The sequence below is a fragment of the Limnoglobus roseus genome, from assembly GCF_008254045.1.
Taxonomy (GTDB): Bacteria; Planctomycetota; Planctomycetia; order Gemmatales; family Gemmataceae; genus Limnoglobus; species Limnoglobus roseus.
This window is the reverse complement of the sequence record NZ_CP042425.1, coordinates 9145875-9162175: the sequence shown is the minus strand read 5'-3', so window position 1 is coordinate 9162175 and position 16301 is coordinate 9145875. Positions and strand designations below refer to the sequence as shown.

At 66.6% G+C, this 16301-nt stretch carries 13 protein-coding genes, 1 tRNA gene, 2 pseudogenes and 1 riboswitch; of the genes and pseudogenes, 7 read left to right on the top strand and 9 right to left on the bottom strand.

Going from position 1 to position 16301, the window contains the following annotated elements:
- Window positions 1-4 precede the first annotated feature (4 nt).
- The 3 genes from PX52LOC_RS39205 to PX52LOC_RS39195 all read right to left on the bottom strand — a co-directional run bounded on the left by PX52LOC_RS39205 (window position 5) and on the right by PX52LOC_RS39195 (window position 4843).
- A complete protein-coding gene (locus PX52LOC_RS39205; protein ID WP_149115187.1) occupies window positions 5-1507 on the bottom strand; it encodes a hypothetical protein in 1503 nt (500 codons plus the stop codon).
- Window positions 1508-2492: 985 nt separating this feature from the next.
- A complete protein-coding gene (gene ahcY / locus PX52LOC_RS39200) occupies window positions 2493-3914 on the bottom strand; it encodes an adenosylhomocysteinase (RefSeq protein WP_149115186.1) in 1422 nt (473 codons plus the stop codon).
- Window positions 3915-3930: 16 nt separating this feature from the next.
- A riboswitch (S-adenosyl-L-homocysteine riboswitch) is annotated at window positions 3931-4019 on the bottom strand.
- A 443-nt stretch (window positions 4020-4462) separates the two neighbouring features.
- Window positions 4463-4843, bottom strand: coding sequence for a hypothetical protein (locus tag PX52LOC_RS39195; protein WP_149115185.1), 381 nt, complete (start codon window positions 4841-4843; stop codon window positions 4463-4465).
- 290 nt (window positions 4844-5133) lie between these two features.
- Between PX52LOC_RS39195 and PX52LOC_RS39190 the strand changes: the two genes are divergently transcribed.
- From PX52LOC_RS39190 to PX52LOC_RS39175, 4 genes are all read left to right on the top strand, one after another.
- A complete protein-coding gene (locus tag PX52LOC_RS39190; RefSeq protein ID WP_149115184.1) occupies window positions 5134-5325 on the top strand; it encodes a hypothetical protein in 192 nt (63 codons plus the stop codon).
- Between the two features lie 281 nt (window positions 5326-5606).
- Window positions 5607-5690 (top strand) — tRNA-Leu (locus PX52LOC_RS39185).
- Between the two features lie 62 nt (window positions 5691-5752).
- A complete protein-coding gene (locus tag PX52LOC_RS39180; protein WP_149115183.1) occupies window positions 5753-6748 on the top strand; it encodes a phosphoglycerate dehydrogenase in 996 nt (331 codons plus the stop codon).
- Window positions 6748-7287: a hypothetical protein gene (locus PX52LOC_RS39175; protein ID WP_149115182.1), complete on the top strand. Its 540-nt coding sequence runs from the start codon at window positions 6748-6750 to the stop codon at window positions 7285-7287. Before PX52LOC_RS39180 ends, PX52LOC_RS39175 begins: the two co-directional genes overlap by 1 nt.
- A gap of 8 nt (window positions 7288-7295) precedes the next feature.
- On the opposite strand, the gene PX52LOC_RS39170 is transcribed toward PX52LOC_RS39175, so the two are convergent.
- On the bottom strand, window positions 7296-9359 hold the full coding sequence (locus tag PX52LOC_RS39170; protein ID WP_149115181.1) for a serine/threonine-protein kinase: 2064 nt from the start codon (window positions 9357-9359) through the stop codon (window positions 7296-7298).
- 301 nt (window positions 9360-9660) lie between these two features.
- Here PX52LOC_RS39170 and PX52LOC_RS39165 point away from each other — a divergent pair, with 301 nt between their 5' ends.
- Entirely contained in the window at window positions 9661-10878 is a 1218-nt protein-coding gene (locus PX52LOC_RS39165) for a DUF2029 domain-containing protein (protein ID WP_149115180.1), read from the top strand.
- Here PX52LOC_RS39165 and PX52LOC_RS39160 read toward each other — a convergent pair.
- Window positions 10868-13072 carry a DUF1549 domain-containing protein gene (locus tag PX52LOC_RS39160; RefSeq protein ID WP_149115179.1) on the bottom strand — a complete coding sequence of 735 codons (2205 nt, stop codon included), beginning with the start codon at window positions 13070-13072 and terminating at the stop codon, window positions 10868-10870. The two genes, PX52LOC_RS39165 and PX52LOC_RS39160, sit on opposite strands and share 11 nt — an antisense overlap.
- A gap of 216 nt (window positions 13073-13288) precedes the next feature.
- On the opposite strand from PX52LOC_RS39160, the gene PX52LOC_RS43230 reads away from it, so the two are divergent.
- Together PX52LOC_RS43230 and PX52LOC_RS43225 are read left to right on the top strand one after the other, a co-directional pair.
- The gene (locus PX52LOC_RS43230; RefSeq protein WP_246173612.1) at window positions 13289-14461 is read left to right on the top strand and encodes a transposase; all 1173 of its coding nucleotides are present in this window, start codon (window positions 13289-13291) and stop codon (window positions 14459-14461) included.
- Complete coding sequence (locus PX52LOC_RS43225) at window positions 14422-14715, top strand: hypothetical protein (RefSeq protein ID WP_246173611.1); 294 nt, start codon at window positions 14422-14424, stop codon at window positions 14713-14715. The genes PX52LOC_RS43230 and PX52LOC_RS43225 overlap by 40 nt, the downstream gene beginning before the upstream one ends.
- A 149-nt stretch (window positions 14716-14864) precedes the next feature.
- Here PX52LOC_RS43225 and PX52LOC_RS44385 read toward each other — a convergent pair.
- From PX52LOC_RS44385 to PX52LOC_RS39135, 4 genes and pseudogenes are all read right to left on the bottom strand, one after another.
- Window positions 14865-14981, bottom strand: a pseudogene (locus PX52LOC_RS44385) (IS3 family transposase); the annotation flags it as partial.
- Entirely contained in the window at window positions 14978-15205 is a 228-nt protein-coding gene (locus PX52LOC_RS39150; RefSeq protein WP_149115178.1) for an IS3 family transposase, read from the bottom strand. The pseudogene PX52LOC_RS44385 and the gene PX52LOC_RS39150, both read right to left, overlap by 4 nt.
- A gap of 17 nt (window positions 15206-15222) precedes the next feature.
- Window positions 15223-15596: pseudogene (locus PX52LOC_RS44380) on the bottom strand (transposase).
- 368 nt (window positions 15597-15964) lie between these two features.
- The gene (locus PX52LOC_RS39135; RefSeq protein ID WP_149115175.1) at window positions 15965-16168 is read right to left on the bottom strand and encodes a hypothetical protein; all 204 of its coding nucleotides are present in this window, start codon (window positions 16166-16168) and stop codon (window positions 15965-15967) included.
- Window positions 16169-16301: the final 133 nt, after the last annotated feature.

Sequence of the window (16301 nt, the reverse complement as noted above, 5' to 3'; positions counted from 1 at the left end):
GCGCCTACTTTCCGGCCGGCGGGCTGGGGACGTAGTACACGATGTCGAGGTGGCACATCGGCCACGGGTCGTACACCAGGGGAACTCTCACGATCGGGCCGTCCTTCTTCGTCTCGCCGGAACTTTCGATCAGCCCCCGCTTGCCAGCCGTGTACCTCCCCTTGGCCACCAAGGCGACGGCCAACCGGCCTTCTTGGTCTACAACATTGGTCGTGCCGCTGAGAACCTTCTGGGCGGACGCCAGACTGCCGGTGTTGCGAATCTTCCACGCCCCGCCCGCGAGGTCGATCGCCTTCGCCGTCGCTCCGTCGTCCTTCAACTTTTCAAGGTCCACCGACGGCGTAACGGTCACCTTCGGTTCCGCCGGGGCTTCGGCCCGTTTGCCGAACACCAGGAGGCTAATCCGGCCGCGGAACTTCTCGTTCAGTGCGCCGAACCGACGGGCCGAGGCGTTTTCCGGCAGCACCTCGAACGGGTTGAACTCGCCGTTCGGCTTGAGGTAGAAGCCTTTGATGACGGCGTCCTCCTTCGGACCGAGAACCCACTTCCGTTGTTCGTGGGGGGCCTTGTCGAGCAACGTGTCGTTGTCCATCGCGTTGGTGTTCTTGCCGTTCACGGCCAGGATGACTGCGTAAGAGTCCGTCGCGCTGGTGTTGGTGAGACGGAACGTCACCTTGTCCCCCGCCCGGGGCGTGACGGCGATTTTCGACTCGCCCTTGTCCGTCTGCCACGGTTGCTCCTTGCCGCCGAAGAAGATCTGGAGGCGCACCGGGCTTTGGGCGTCGTCCGGCTGTTGGTCCTGCGTCGCGATGGGCGGCTTGCCGGTCTTGTCCCGCTTGGCCGCGTCCTGTGCGGCTTCCGCGTCGTCCCCTTCCGCGTTCAGCGACCGAGCTTTGGCGGCCAGGTTAAAGCTCTGGCCGTAGCTCGCCAACATCCCGCGGTCGGTCCGGAGGGAACCGCCGGTGCCTTTCTCGTCGAACGTGCACAGTTCTTTCAGCGTCGCCGGGTCGGACCGCGTGAAGCCGTAGAACTTGATCGCAGTCGTTTTGTAGTCCGCCGACGTGATGACCTCGCCGGTCAGGAAGCCCTCGGGTGTTAATGCCACCTTCTCGTCCCACGCCAGGGGTAGTTTCGCGATCTGGGCGATGAGTTTGCGCCCCTCGGCCGTGCGCCACGTGATCGGCGTCTTCATCTTTTCGCCGAGGGCTTCGACGGCCGGACCGGCGTTGGTGAGGACCATCGTCGGGTTATCCGGGTCGTTCTTGAGAATCAGTAAGTGTTCCAGTCGGTTCGCCGTGCGGGCGTTGACGGTCCCGGCGTTGAACGACCCGGCGCCGTCGCCGACCTTGAAGGAGAATTTCAACACGGTCCAGTTCTTGGCCCCGAGCGATTTGGCGGCGGCGAAGAGTTTGTCCGCGTGTTCCACCATCCGCTTGTCGATCTGGTCGGCCCGCGCGGTCGTTCCGATGAGCGTTACGGTGGCGGCCAGTAACAGCAATCGAATCACGGTGCACCTCTTGCGAATTCCGGGGCGAATTGTGTGTTGTTCGGCACGATTGACGGTTTGGTTCTCGGCCCCTTTCACACGGCTGACGGGGAGGCCCCACAGTGGGTTCGGCGACACCTGCGCGGTTTGGGTAAGCTTTTCATACCGTTACACCAATTGCGGCACGCGGTTGAGGGTGAGCTCGAAGATCTTGCCGATGGTTAGGATTTCAGGGCCTTAAAATTGTCAAAGATGGCCTTTCCGAAAACCTCCGCCGCGCTTTCGCTACCCGGATTGTATCCGACGTAGTACCAGCGCCCGGCTCAACGAAACCGTTTTTGACCTTCTGCCCAGCCTCCAAGACGCTGAAACCTGATAACTACCGACGGCGACGCAGACTCGCTTTTATCGAACTCAACCATCCGCCCGTTCGCCATCGCAGTAAGCCGTCCAATTTGGCGATGACCTGCGGAGCCAGTGACGTCCTTCCGGTCGAACAGCCGCCGCGGTCATTGGCGTGTGTTAACTACCAAAGCCCTCAACCCGTCGCGTCCCCGAGGGCGTCAAACGCCAAGGCTTCGGGCGGCGGGAGTGCGGGGGCGGGCGTTCCCATTCGGCGAAAAACCGTCTGTCTCGCCGTAGCAAGACCATGCCGATCTTAGCCTAAGTACGATTCTGGACGCGAGTTGGATTCATTTTGGTGGGTAGTCCTACCGTTGCAGCTATCCGTGGTGGGTTCACCCGATGCCCGAACGGGCGGGAAAAGCCAGCGATCAGGCGTGGCGAGAATGGCTCAAGGCTAAGGTTTCGGGAAGAACGGCAACTGTCGGACGAGATGGGTGTGCCCAGCCTCTTTTCACCCTCCGTCGATCAGATGGGGTTGTCCCAAAATCCCCGCCGTCAGACGCAATTCGGTCGTCGGTGTGACGAATGACTGGATCTGACGGCGGGATCGAGAACGACTACAGAGCGCGTGCAAATGACCCGCACGCACTCTCCCCGCCGATCAATAGCGGTAGTGGTCGGTCTTGTAAGGACCATCCTTCGAGACGTGGATGTAAGCGGCCTGCTCGGCCGTCAGTTCGGTGAGCTGGACGTTTAACTTTTTGAGCTGCAACCGGGCGACGTGCTCGTCCAACTTCTTGGGCAGGACGTAGACGCCGACCGGGTATTTGTCGTTGTGCCGCCACAGTTCGATCTGCGCGAGGGTCTGGTTCGCGAACGACGAACTCATCACGTACGACGGGTGGCCGGTGCCGCAGCCCAGGTTGACCAGGCGGCCCTTGGCGAGCAGGATGATTCGCTTGCCGTCCGGGAAGATCACGTGATCGACCTGCGGCTTGATCTCCTCCCAGCGGTAGTCTTCGAGCGACGCCACGTCGATCTCGTTGTCGAAGTGACCGATGTTGCAGACGATGGCCTGGTTCTTCATCGCCTTCATGTGGGCGTGCGTGATGACTTTGAAGTTGCCGGTGGTCGTCACGAAGATGTCGGCCTTGTCAGCGGCGTACTCCATCGTCACGACGCGGTAGCCTTCCATCGCCGCCTGGAGGGCGCAGATGGGGTCGATTTCGGTCACCCACACCTGGGCGGAGAGGGCGCGGAGGGCCTGGGCCGAGCCCTTGCCCACGTCCCCGTAGCCGGCGACGACGGCGACCTTGCCCGCGATCATCACGTCGGTGGCTCGCTTGATGCCGTCCACCAGCGACTCGCGGCAGCCGTACAGGTTGTCGAACTTCGACTTGGTGACGGAGTCGTTGACGTTGATGGCCGGGAACTTCAGCTCGCCCCGCTTGTGCATCTGGTACAACCGGTGGACGCCGGTGGTCGTCTCCTCGGTCACGCCCTTCACCGCGGCCAGCCGCTCCGAGTACCACCCCGGCTGGGCCGCGACCCGCTTCTTAATAGCCGCGAACAGGATGCGTTCCTCCTCGCTGCCCGGCTTGTCGAGGACGTGGATGTCCTTCTCGGCCCGCGCCCCGAGGTGGAGGAGGAGCGTCGCGTCGCCGCCGTCGTCGAGGATCATGTTCGTGAACCCGCCGTCGGCCCACTCGAAGATCTGGTGGGTGTACTCCCAGTACTCGGCCAGCGACTCGCCCTTGTAGGCGAACACCGGAATGCCGGCCGCGGCGATGGCGGCGGCGGCGTGGTCCTGGGTCGAGAAGATGTTACACGAGGCCCAACGAATCTCGGCCCCGAGGTCCTTGAGCGTCTCGATCAGGACGGCCGTCTGGATGGTCATGTGGAGCGAGCCGGTGATCCGCGCGCCCTTGAGCGGCTGGCGGGCGGCGTACTCCTCGCGAATGGCCATGAGGCCGGGCATCTCGGTTTCGGCGATGGCGATCTCGCGACGGCCCCAGGGGGCGAGTGAGATGTCGGCGACGTGGTAATCCGTGAACAGGGCAGGTTTGTTCGCAACAGCAGTCACGTTCAAGGTCTCCTACGATGAACGGGCGCAGTTGATTGTTAGTGATCCACCCTCGCGAGCCTAGCGAGGACGCCTGTGCGTCCCGTCGCAGCGCCCCTCGCAGGGGTGATGTTGGCCGGGCTACGAATCGCCAAGCCAAAGTGCCGGGTCACCTGTTTTCGCCGGACCGTCTCGTTCGGCCTCGGCTGCGGGGGCTTCCCACGCTCGCGCCAGGGCGAAACGGTGGGGTCGGCCATGCTAGGTGTGCGACCGTTTAGTACGGTCTCGCTCTGGGCCACACGGCACTAGATACTATAGAGAGTTGTTGTGATTCGCCAGCCCTCGGCGGGTGAGATTATCGGGCCGTCGAAGGGGACACGGCGTGGTCACGCGAGATCGTTCCTGACCACGCCTTGTTCGGCAGCGGATCGTCGCCGGTGCCGCTCGCCCAAGAGGGGAGCAGCCGCCGGACTTGAACGCACTGCTCGCGGAACCACTGAAGTCGGGCATCTCTCGGTCGATGTGCCAGTGGTAGACGGCTGGGGAAGGGGTAGGCGAGTCCTCCGAGGCTACCGCGATCGCTTCAGCACCGCCATCGTCTGGCGGCTGTCCAGCGTTTCGAGGTACACCACGGTCTGCTCGTAGTCGGGGTTGCCCTTCAGTTGCACGTCTTCGAGCACGGCCCCGGTGGCGTCCCGCACCCGGACGTTCACCCCCTCTTTCTCGGAGCGGCCGATGACCGACCCACCGGGGAGCCGGCGGTACGGGCCGGGATGAACTGGGCGGGTGAGAATTTCCCACCCCTGTTTCGTGTCGGCGGCGACTGCGGTGTCCAAGTCCACGAACCCCCGCGCGGGGGACGACAATTGGGGTCCCCACTGCCAGACCGCGATCGCCCCGCAGACGGCGGCGGTGATCGCGAGCCGGACCCAAAACCCACGACGCTTCATCGCGTACCCCTCGGCCGCTCGGCAGGCGGAGCCGGCGGCTCGGTTAGGCTACACGTCTCCGTCGCGATCGCAAGGAGCGAACGTCCCCGTTGCGGAAGCCGGCGGCGGCATCACCCGCTCACAGACCGAGACCGAGTGGAAGTTCGAGAGGGAAGGGGGCGACGGCTTCACGGCGACTTGAAAGACCTTTCCCCGAGTAGAGGTATCTTCATGCGGGGAACCCGTCTCATCGCCCACTCCCCGAGAAAGTTACTCCGCAGGATGCGGCACCACTCCGGCTGGGCCTCCTCATGCGATCCCTCTTCGCCGCCTTAATCTGCTTCGCATTGGTCTTCTATGCCGCCTGCGAGTTTGCCTCCCTCCTTCGCGACTACGATCGGCAGCGAGAAGAGCAGCGGTCGCTGCTCGAACTTCACGACTGGGGCGTCCGATCTCAAGCGGCGGCGATTCGCTCCGAGGCCGACTACGAGCGAATGCCCTGAACCGCCTGACTCAGAACGTCCGGGCGGCTCGTCAGGTGCGAGCGGCTCGGTTGTCCCGGCCCTTGAGGCCGAGGGCTACCTTCCGGGCGCTGAGTGTTGCGTACCAACAGTTCTTCGACTTCCGCAACCACGGCGCTTGTGTCGCACGTGCCATCCCTGGCTACCTCCGGCGATACCGCTCGGATTCAATGCCCGAGATGGGGAGAATTCACTGCCCCGCGCGACTCAGAGGGAGTCGGAGTGGGCGAGGAGACCCAGATTCGCTAGGATTTCTAGGCCCCGCGAGGGTGGCGGAATTGGCAGACGCACAAGATTTAGGTTCTTGCGCCCGAAAGGGCATGGGGGTTCAAGTCCCCCCCCTCGCACTCCCGACCCCTCTTTCCGCCGTCCGGTGCCGCTCGCGAGTTCACTTCCCCCGAGTCTCCCGATGCCCAACGTCCTCGTCACGCCGCGTGAAGTTGCCCCGTTCGCACCCCGATTTCAAGACGCCCTGGAAGCCGCTGGGCTGACACTCGTCTTCCCGCTGCCGGGCGAGGCGAACTTGCTCACGCCGACGGAACTGCGGGCGGCCCTCGTCGGCGTGGAAGCGACCATCGCCGGGTCGGAAGCGTACCCCGCGGAACTCTTCGCGGAACACCCGCAATTGCGGGTCGTGGCCCGAGTCGGCGTCGGCTTCGACGCGGTGGACACGGTCGCGGCCACGGCGGCCGGCGTGGCCGTTTGCACTGCCCCCGGCACGAATCAGGAGTCGGTTGCCGAACACGTCTTCGCTCTGATGCTCGGCTTCACGCGGCACGTCGTCACCCGCACGAACGGCATCCGGGCCGGCGCATGGCCGCGGCACTTCAGTCTGCCATTACGGGGGCAAACGCTCGGGCTGGCGGGCCTCGGGCGCATCGGGAAGGCTGTCGCCACGCGGGCGGTCGCCTTCGGAATGAACGTGATCGCCTTCGACCCGGCGGCCGATGCCACGTTCGCCGGGGCGAACGGCGTCCGCCTCGTGTCGTTCGCGGAGTTGCTCGCCGCTTCGGACTTCCTCTCGCTGCACCTGCCGCTGACGCCGACCACCCGGCACGTCATGGACGCGGTCGCCTTCGCGGCGATGAAGCCGACGGCCGTGCTGGTGAACACCTCGCGTGGCGGCCTGGTGAACGAGGCCGCTTTGGTCGCGGCCCTGAAAGCGGGCAAACTCGCCGGGGCGTTGTTGGACGTGTTGGAAGAGGAACCGCCGCCTGCCGATCACCCGCTGTTCGCGTGCGAGAACGTGATTCTGACACCGCACGCGGCCGGGGTAGACGTGCGATCCCTCGGCGACATGGCCCGCAGCGCGGCCGAAGCGATCGCGTCGCTGTGGAAGGGCGAATGGCCGGCCGAGAAGGTGGTGAACCCGGCTGTGCGGCCGGCGTTTCGGTGGGGGCGGTGATGTTGAAAGTTCAGTACGAGCGGACGTTCGACGACTACGTGGACTTCGCGTTCCATCGCAGCCGCGGGCTCTCGTCGTTCCGCCAAGTCGTCTTGCAACGGCGGTGCGTAATACTGTTCGGGTTTGGGGCAACGGCCGCCGCGTTGGCGTACCTCGTTTCATCGCCGTTCGCCATTGCACTTGCCGCGGTACTCGCCGTGGCTGGGGGCGTGTTCTGGGTATTGATCCCGAAGATCGTCTGGAAGCAGGTAGCCGCAGCCGTCCGGTCGAACGTGGCGGAACTGGGCTACGAAACCACTACGGTCGAACTGGCCCTGACCGAAGAAACGCTAGTGATGGTGACCGACGCAATGCGGGTGGAAGTCCCGTGGGACCGGATGAAGAGCGTCGAGGTCGTCGGCGATTGCACCTACATCAACATGGTCGCCGGCATGGCCGCCGTTGTGGTGCGGGACGGGTTCGAAGAAGAGCGAGACTATTTCGCGGTACAGAAGTTCGCCCTGCGGAAACTCGACGGCGAATTCCCGAGGAACGACTGATCCCGGCGTCATAGATCCGTGCGGAACTTGCCCGAGAGGACGTACTCGTAGCCGTTCGGCTGGACCCGTTGCAGTCGGAGCAGCACCGCCATGCCGTCGGCCACGCCGCAGCCCTCGAAGGCGGCGAAGCAATAGCGGGTTTCCGGTTGGACGGCCGTCGTGCAGCAGAGGCCGCCGGCCGACACGTCGCGGCAGCGGGCGTTGATGACGGGTAACACCGCCCCGTCGTCGCCGATCGGGTAGAGCGTGACCGGCAAGTTCGTCGGTAGCCGCGGCGTTTTGCGGCGGTCTTCCACGTTTTGGAGTTGTGCCCGCACCTCGGCCATCAGTTTCGGCAGCACGTCGAGCGAGTCCCGCACGAAGGCGGCGTCGGGCGTGCCGAACAGGTTGCCGAGCAGTTCGACCTCGCCGCATCCGCGGCTCGTCGGCCAGTTGATCGTGACTTCCAGCCCGGACTTCTTGCCGGACAGCCGGCCCCATAGCCCGCCCGCCTGGATGTACTGGCGAAGGGCGAACTGGTGGGTGTCGGTCTGGGCGACCTCGTCAAACCACCCGGCGTCGATCATCGGCTCGCACTTCAGGGCCAGCATCGAGGAGTGCATCGTCGTCGGGAAGCGGCTCACCCAGGTGCCGTCGGTTCGCCGGCCCACGTCGCCGGGCATCTTCGGGGCGTGCCCGCCGGCGGCGGCCTTCGCCAGCACCGAGTCGATGATCTGGTCGGCCCAGATGGTCGCCTGTGGCACGTCGAAGCCGAGCAGCGTCGAGACCGTCACCACGGAGCGGATGTTGGGCAACCGGACGCCGCCCGCCGCCGGTGCGGGGGCGAGGTCTAACGGCTCCGGCTCCATGAACAGCGTTTTATTCGGGCCTTGCGGTCGAGCAGCGGTGCGCGTCTGGGGGGCGGCCACAGTCCCGGACGGGTTCTTTTGGGGTTGCCGCTCGACGGTGCGGAGGGCGGGTAGCGGTTCCGCGCCGCGGGCGGGAATCGTGCTACTGCCGCCGCGGGGGCGTGTCATCGCCAGCGACCCGGCCGGCACGCCAACGAGCGACGGCGGCCGCTGGCCTTGCCCTGGCTTCGGCGGCAGCCAACCCGGCGGCAGCGTCTCCGGCTTCGCCATGCGGTCGGTTGCCTGTTGGGCCTGGTGGCCGGTGGTCGGGCTATATCCGGAGTCGGGGATGAGCGGCGGGGCTTGCTCTTCCTCCGGTTCGCCGACCGGGGCCGTGATGAGGGCTTGCACGAAGGCGAGGCACGACGGGAAGCGGTCGTCGGCGTTCTTCGCCAGGGCTTTCGCGATGATTGCCTGGTCGCCCGGCGGCAGGTGCGTGAGGTCGGGCTTCGACGACACGTGCGCGAGCATCATCTGCTGAGCCGTGCGGGCGACGTAGGGGAACGTGCCGGTGAGCAGTTCCTGGTAGACGAGGGCGAGGCTGTACTGGTCGGACCGCGGGTGGACCTGGCCGCGGAGGACTTCCGGGGCGACGTACTTCGGCGTCATGCCGCGGTTGAGCATCGGGTTGCTGCCGCCCTCGGCCGTCAGCCGGGCAACGAGACCGTAGTCGCCGACCTTCACGTGGCCGCTGAGCAGGAACAGGTTCGCCGGCTTCACGTCCAGGTGTTGCAGGCCGTACTTGTGGCTGATGTGGTCGAGCGCCTCGGCTGCGTCGATCAGGTAGCCGAGCAGTTCTTGCCGCGGGATGCCGGGCAACCCTTCGGCCTGAGACTCGTGGTAGCGGTCTTCGAGGTGGGCGTCGGCCAACTCCATGACCATGACGAGTTCGTTCTTCAGCAACTCGACACGTTCGAGGGTCAACAGGAACGGGTGGCGGATCGCCTTGATCGTCTGGAAGGCTTCGAACTCTTGTTTGAGCGAGTGGTCGGACGTGTCCTCACTCGGTCCGGCCACGAACTTGATGGCCTTGTGCAACCCGCCGGGGGCCTCGCACAGCCACACTTCGCCGAACCCGCCGCGGCCGAGGGGTTCGATGATGCGGTAGCCGGGCAGCGGCTCGTAGCCGGTCACTTTCGAGTACGGGCGGTCCAGCGTCGCGGCCGGAGACTTAGTGGGCACCATCGGCTGCCTGGTCCGTAAGGGGCATAGTTGGCCGTGGAAGCTTAGTTCAGAATTTCGACGTAAGGAGTGTCCCGGTTACGGGGAAGCAAAAATTCGCCCGATCGGGACGGAACGATTGTACCGTCTGGGATAAATGGGATGTGTCTGAGCGTTGGTATTCAGGTCACAGAGTAATCGACGACGTCGGTTCGACTTCTCAAACAGTAGAAGTTGGGGTATTTCCGTCGTACGAGGGCTGGCAAGTTTGCCGGCATCATCTGCCCAAACGACCCGATTTCGGCGGGTCGGTCGAGGAACGGTCATGTCGCAGCGGACGGTCAACGCCCTCGTGCACGTCGTGCGGACGCTCTGGATCGGTACGCTCATTTTCGTGGCGGTCAAATCGTTCGTGACCCTGGACCGGCACTCCGTTTACCCCGATTACGCCGCCGCCGCCCGTGACTGGCCCACCGACGGCCCGTTCGAGTCGATGGTGTCGTTTCAGTACCTCCCTTACTTCTCGGACCTGTTGGCCCCGTTCGCGGCCCTGCCGAACTGGCTGGGGGCACTCAGTTGGGGGACGTTGACCTTCGCCCTCTACGCCACCGGGTTGCGGGCGTTCCTGACCCTCGACCCGCCCGACGGCCGGCCGAACGGCGCGGGGCGACAACTGGCCCTGGCGTGCGGAATCCTGATCGGCTGTGGCAGTTTTGCGAACCATCAGGCGAACGTCCTCGTCGCGGGCTGTTGGCTGTGGGCGGCCGTGGCCGTGCGAAAGCAACAATGGTGGGCGGCGGCCGTGCTGTTCGCGCTACCGATGTTCAAGATGTACACCCTCGCGCCCGGGCTGGTGTTCGCCGCCCTGTACCCGCGGCAACTCGGCCTTCGTCTCGCCGCGGTCGTCGCGGCCCTATTGGCGCTGCCGTTCGCGTTCCACTCGGCGGCGGTTCTCGGCTATCGCTTCGACAAGATGACGGAGTACCTGGTGAGCGGCGAGCACTACCGGAAGTTCCCGTACCAGACGCTCTACGAGGCGTGGCGGTTGTACGTCGGCGACGTGCGAGCCTCATGGCTTCTGCCGGTCCAGGCACTGGCCGGGCTGGCCGTGCCGTTGCTCCTCGTCCGGTTGCGCCGGGCCGGCGCGCCGGGGGCGGAAGTCGAACGCCATGGCCTGTTCCTGGGGGCCACATGGTGCATTTCGTTCGGACCGTCGATCGAGCCGCAAACGTACCTCGTGGCGGCCCCGGCGATCGGGTGGTGGCTGGCTTCGTGTGCCTTCGGCCCACGGCCGAATCGGGTCGCCGTCGCCGGCCTGGCGGTCGTTGCCGTCCTGGCTGGGTCGCCCCTGTACTCGTTCGGGCCGGGCGTTCGCGATGCGCTCATTCCCTACAAAATCCCGTTCCTGGCCCTGGCGGCCCTCCATCTGGGGTTGCTGTACACGGTGCGGGTGCAGACCCGTGCCCGCGAGATGATGTCACGAGGGGCCGCAGGAGTTGGCGTTCCTGTGCCGAGTGCCGTTGCTCCCGTGGTCAGTGGTTGAACGCGAACTCTTTCGAGTTGAGAAGGGCCCACATCAGGTCGCTGAACACGTCGGGCCGCTTCTCGCCGGCCGCGAGGAGCTTTCGCACGGCTGCCCGCTCGTCGTCCCGCGGCTGGCGAGCGAGGGTGCGGAGGAAGATGCCGTCCATCACCGCGTCGTCGCTCTTCTCGGCCGCGAGCGTCGAGTAAACCCACCCGGTCGCGGTCGTGATCCGGCTTTGCAGGGCCTCGTTGTTTTGCAGGTGCAGCAGTTGCGGGAGCGTTACGTCGCCGCCGCGCTCGCAGGCACACGCCGTCACGCGGTCGGACCGGCCGAACATTCGCAGGAACGATGAGTTCAAGTTCGGGTCGGCGACCTGAATCGCCCGCACGCCGACGGGGTAGCCGTCGAGTTTCTCGGGCACACCGGTCGCCTCGCCGATGGAGTCGTGCAGCACCTCGGCCGGTAGGCGGCGGGCGTAGTAGTGCGAGTAGAACCGGGCGTCGGTCTCGTTCAGCGGCCGCGTCGAGGAACTGAGTTGGTACGTCCGCGAGTTCAGCACCACCCGCATCAGGTGCCGCAGGTCGAAGTGGTGCGCGACGAACTCCGTCTTGAGCGCGTCCCACAACTTCGGCACCGTCGGCGGGTTGGTCGCCCGCAGGTCGTCCACGGGTTCGACGAGGCCGACGCCGAGGTAGTGCTGCCAGACGCGGTTGATCATCGCGCCGCTGAAGTAGGCGTTGCCGGGGTTCGTGATCCACTCGACGAGTTTCTCACGCGGGTCATCGGTCGGTTGGATGTCGGCGACGGAGCGGTCGAGCGGTTGCGGCTTGAGGAACTGCCCGGTGCGGGGTTGGTTCGTGCCGACCGGCCGCGAGTTCGTCTTCTCGTCCGGGTGGCTGACGCGGAGGGCCGTCGTGCCGCCCATTTTGGCTTCCTTGCGGTCGAGTTTCACCCGACTGAAGAACGCGGCGAAGTGGTAGAAGTCGTCCTGCGTGTATCGTTCGAGCGGGTGGTTGTGGCACTTCGCGCAGCCGATGCGGGTGCCGAGGAACGCCTGGGCGACCGACTCGCCGACCTCCGATTGTTCGGCGAGTCGGGCTTCGCCGACGGTGACGATGTAGTACCCGACCGGCGGTGAATCCGTGGTCGAACCCTTCGCGAGAAGCACGTCGCGGGCGATCAGGTCCCACGGCCGGTTGTCGGCCACTTGCTTGCGAATCCAGGCGTGGAACTGCCGGACGCCCTTCACGCCGCGCACGTCGTGGTCGCGCTCCTTGCGGTTCTGGAACAAGTCGCCGAGTTGCAGTGCCCAGTAATCGGTGAACGCTGGCGACGCCAGCACGCGGTCGATCAGCTTCGCCCGCTTGTCCGCCTCGGTGCTGGCGAGGAACGCCTTCACGTCGTCCGGCTTCGGCAGCACGCCGGCGGCGTCGAGCCACACGCGGCGGATGAACTCGGCGTCGCCGCACAGGTCCGACGGTTCGATCCGCAGTTCGGCCAACTTCGCGAAGACATGCTCATCGACGAAGTTGTTCTTTACCGCGAACTGGGCTGCATCGACCGTTTGCTCGAACGGCATCGCGAAGACGGCGACGGCGACTTCCGACTGGTACATCACCCGCACGGCCGTCGCCCCGTTCCGCTTCGCCGTGACCAACCCCGTCGGCGCGACCGTGAGGAAGGCGACATCGTTCGAATCGAACTTCGCCAGCCACGTCACGTCGGTCCGGGTGCCGTCTGCGAAGGTGGCCCACACTGTTAGTTGCACCGTCTCGCCGGGTTTCAGCGTCTTGGCGTCGGGCGTCACTTCGAGCTTCGTCAACTTGGCCGCGTCCTTCACCGCCCCCGGCGACCCGGCCGCCAGCCAGTCGCGCAGCAACTGGTACTCCCGGCTCTGCACGCCGAAGAGTTTGCCGCCCTCGTGGGGAGCTTGCCCGGTCGCCTTGCGCAACAGCAGACTTGCCTCGGGTTCCGACGGATCGACCCGGCGGGCGTCGAACTCGCGGGTCAGCCAGCGGTGGTCCTGGTCCGGTGCATAGCCGCGCAGCGACAGGCGGAAGCCGTTCTGCCCGGCCCCTTTGCCGTGGCACGCGCCCTGGTTGCAGCCGGCCTTCGTCATCAACGGCACGACTTCGTTCAGGAACGACGGCATCTCGGCCCGTACCGGGCACGCAACGGCAATCAGTAAAACAAGCGAGACGAAGCGGAGCATGAGAGACGAACCCGGAGCGGGATCGGTGGGGTAGGTATCGACACTTCAACTGTAGGCGTTGGACGGGATTCGAGCAAGATAAATCGGCTCTTCCGGAATGCCATTCAGTTCGGCCGGAACTCTTGGCCCATTCACTTCTTCCGCCCCAGTACTCGCCCCTGTTGCAGCCGGCGAACAATGGGAATGGCCCTTTGCCCGCGCCGCGGAGGTTCATCCGTGACCCCCTCCCGACGCGCCGCCGTCCGGCCGCTCCGTGAAGGCGTGGCGAACGCCCTCGCTCCGCTCGCCCTGGCGGAACCCTGTCGCGGCCGGAACGTCCGCCGGCGGCACCGCGCCCTCGACCCGGTCCCCCCCATCCACGTGTTCCTGTTGCGGATCCTCCACGGCAACACCGCCTGTGCCCACTTGCCCCGGTTGACCGGCCGGTCGGTCACGGCCGCGGCGCCCCGCCAGGCCCGCGGCCGCCTCCCGCTCGCCGTCCTCCGGTCGGTCACGGCCGCCCTCTGGCCGGCGGTCGATGCCGACGGCCTCTGGCGGGCGCACCGGACGGGGTTCGTCGCCGGCACGGGCGTCAGCCTGCCGGACACGCCGCCGCTGCAACGGGCCTTCGGCCCGCCGACCAACCCGGCGGCCGGGTGCGGGTTCCCGGTCGCCCGCGCCCTCGCCCTGTTCCACGCCGGCCCGGGCCCGCTCCAGGCGTTCCTCACCGCCCCGCTGCGGTCGCACGAGATCGCGACCGTGACCCAACCGCACCCGGACCTCCGGGCCGGCGACGTGCTGGTCGGGGACCGCGCGTTCGAGGCGTACGCGCGCCCGTACTTCCTGGCCCAAAACGGCCTCCACGGGGTGTTCCGGGTGAGCCGCCGCCGGGTCGTCGACTTCACCCCCGGCCGCACGCCACCGCCCCGTTGGAGCACGCGGAAGGTGAGCGGCAAGGCCCGCTCCCGGTGGGTGCGGAACCTGGGCCCGACGGATCCGGTCGTGGAGTGGTACAAGCCGGACCAGCGGCCGACGTGGATGACCGCCGAGGCGTACGCGCCACGGCCGGTCACGCTCGCCGTCCGGGAGACGCGGTACGCGGTGGACCGCCCCGGCTTCCGGGCGAGTACCGTCACCCCGGTGAGCACGCCCCTCGACGCCCCGGCGTACCCGGCGGCCGGGCCGGCGGGTCTGTACCGCCAGCGGTGGCAGGTGGGAACCGACCTGGCCCATTTGAAGACGACGCCCGGGATGGGCGTGCGGAGGTGCGAGACGGAGGCGGGCGTGAGGGAGGAGTTGGTCGCGTTCGCCATCGCCGACAACCTGGTCCGGGCGGTCCTGCTCGGAGCCGGCCGGCGGCAGGACGTGCCGTGGCGCGGATCCGCTTCGTGGACGCGCCGCGGTGGTTGACGTCGTCCTCACCGGGCACGCCGTTGCCGGACGTGGTCGTGAGCCCCGCGCGGAAGGACCGCGTCGAGCCGCGGTGCCAGAAGCGGCGGGCCAAGAAGTACCCGTACGTGACCCGCCCCCGCGCGGAGCTTCGACAACAGCGACTGGCGCAGGAGGTTCCGGCCGAACTGAATGGCATTCCGGGACAACCCCGTCTCAAGGCCGAACACCACGCCCGCTCGGCCTCGGCTCCGTCGGCGAACGCGCGGCGGTAGACCAAGTCCTTCTTCCGCGTGGCGAAGAACGACTCCGTCGGGGCGTTGTCCCAGCAGTTTCTCTTCCGGCTGAAACGCATCACCGCCGCGACCGCCGTCCGATACTCCCCGCTTGTGTACTGGCACCCGCGATCCGAATGCATGACAACCCCGGCCGGCGGGCGACGCCGCACGACCGCGGCCTGAAACGCGCGGCGGACCAAGGCCGTGCCCGGCGTGTCGCTCACGGCCCAGCCGACGACGCTCCGTGCGTGCAGGTCGATCACCACAGCCCAACCCACCCGCCGGCCGTCCACAGGTGCGTGATGTCGGCGGTCCGCTTGGCGTTCGGCGTACCGGTGGTGAAGTGGCGGTCCAAGACGTGGGGCGGTTCGGCCCGGAGGACTTTGGCCACCGTGTTCTCGCAACAGTTCACGCCCCGGCGGTTCAACACGCGGGCCAGTCGAGGGTTACCGTACACCTGCCGACAGTCGGTGAACGCTGCCCGCACGGCCTGTTAGAGCATCTTCAGTCTGATCCTTGCGGTCCATAGCCGGCGTGCTGGATGTACCGCCGACCCTCGTCCGCGGGGAACCAATCCGCTGCGTCCCCGCACAGACCCTCGGTCGCCGCGATCGTCCGCGGCTTCCGCTTTCGCATCTCGGCCTTTGCCTTCGAGAACACCTGTTCGATCGGGTTCAGGTCCGGGCTGTACGGGGGCAGGTACGCCACTTCCGCCCCAGCCCGGGGATCGCGGCCGCCACGCCGGCCACCTTGTGGCTCGACAGGTTGTCCATCACCACGATGTCGCCCGGCTTCAACGCCCGGACCAGTTGCTGCCGCACGTACGCCGCGAACAGCGGGCCGTTCATCGCCCCGTCGACGACCAGCGGGGCGACCACGCCCGTGGACCGTAACGCGGCGACGAACGTGACCGTCTTCCGGTCCCGTGCGGCACCCCCTCGACCACCCGCTCGCCGGCCGGCCCCCACCCGTACGCCGGCGTCATGTTCGACTTCACCCACGTCTCGTCCGGGAACACGAGCCGGTCCGGGTTGAGCCCGGACTGCCCCGCCCGCCACGCGGTCCGCTTCTGCGCCACGTCCGGGCGGTCTTGCTCGGCGGCCCGGGGCGACTTATTTTGAACGAGATTTTGAGCGCGTGCAGGGCCGCCCACAGGGTACCGATGCTGACCGCCCCGCCGAGGTGCCGGCGGAGTTGCTCAAGCGTCGGGTCGGACTTCCCGGCGACCGCGGCCCGGAGTTCCGCCTCACGCCGCACGTGGTACGGTTGCCGCGTGGTCGCGCGGCGGCGGGCCGCGATCTCGCCGGTCTTCCGGAACCGCTTGTACCCGCACCCACTCGGCCGACACGGTGTACTTGCGAGCGATGGCGGCGTACGTCAGGCCGCCGTGGCAGTCCGCCAGAACCCGCCGCCTCAGGTCGAGTGAGAACGCCGCCGGGCGCCGCTCCAAGAGGGATCGCCAGAGTGTCGCAGAAACACCCCCCGAGCGCAAGGATCAGACTGATGATGCTCTAACCGGCGGGTCGAAAAGTGGTTCAGGCCGAACCTCAACGGCAGGTGAACAGCCTTACGTTCTTGCATTC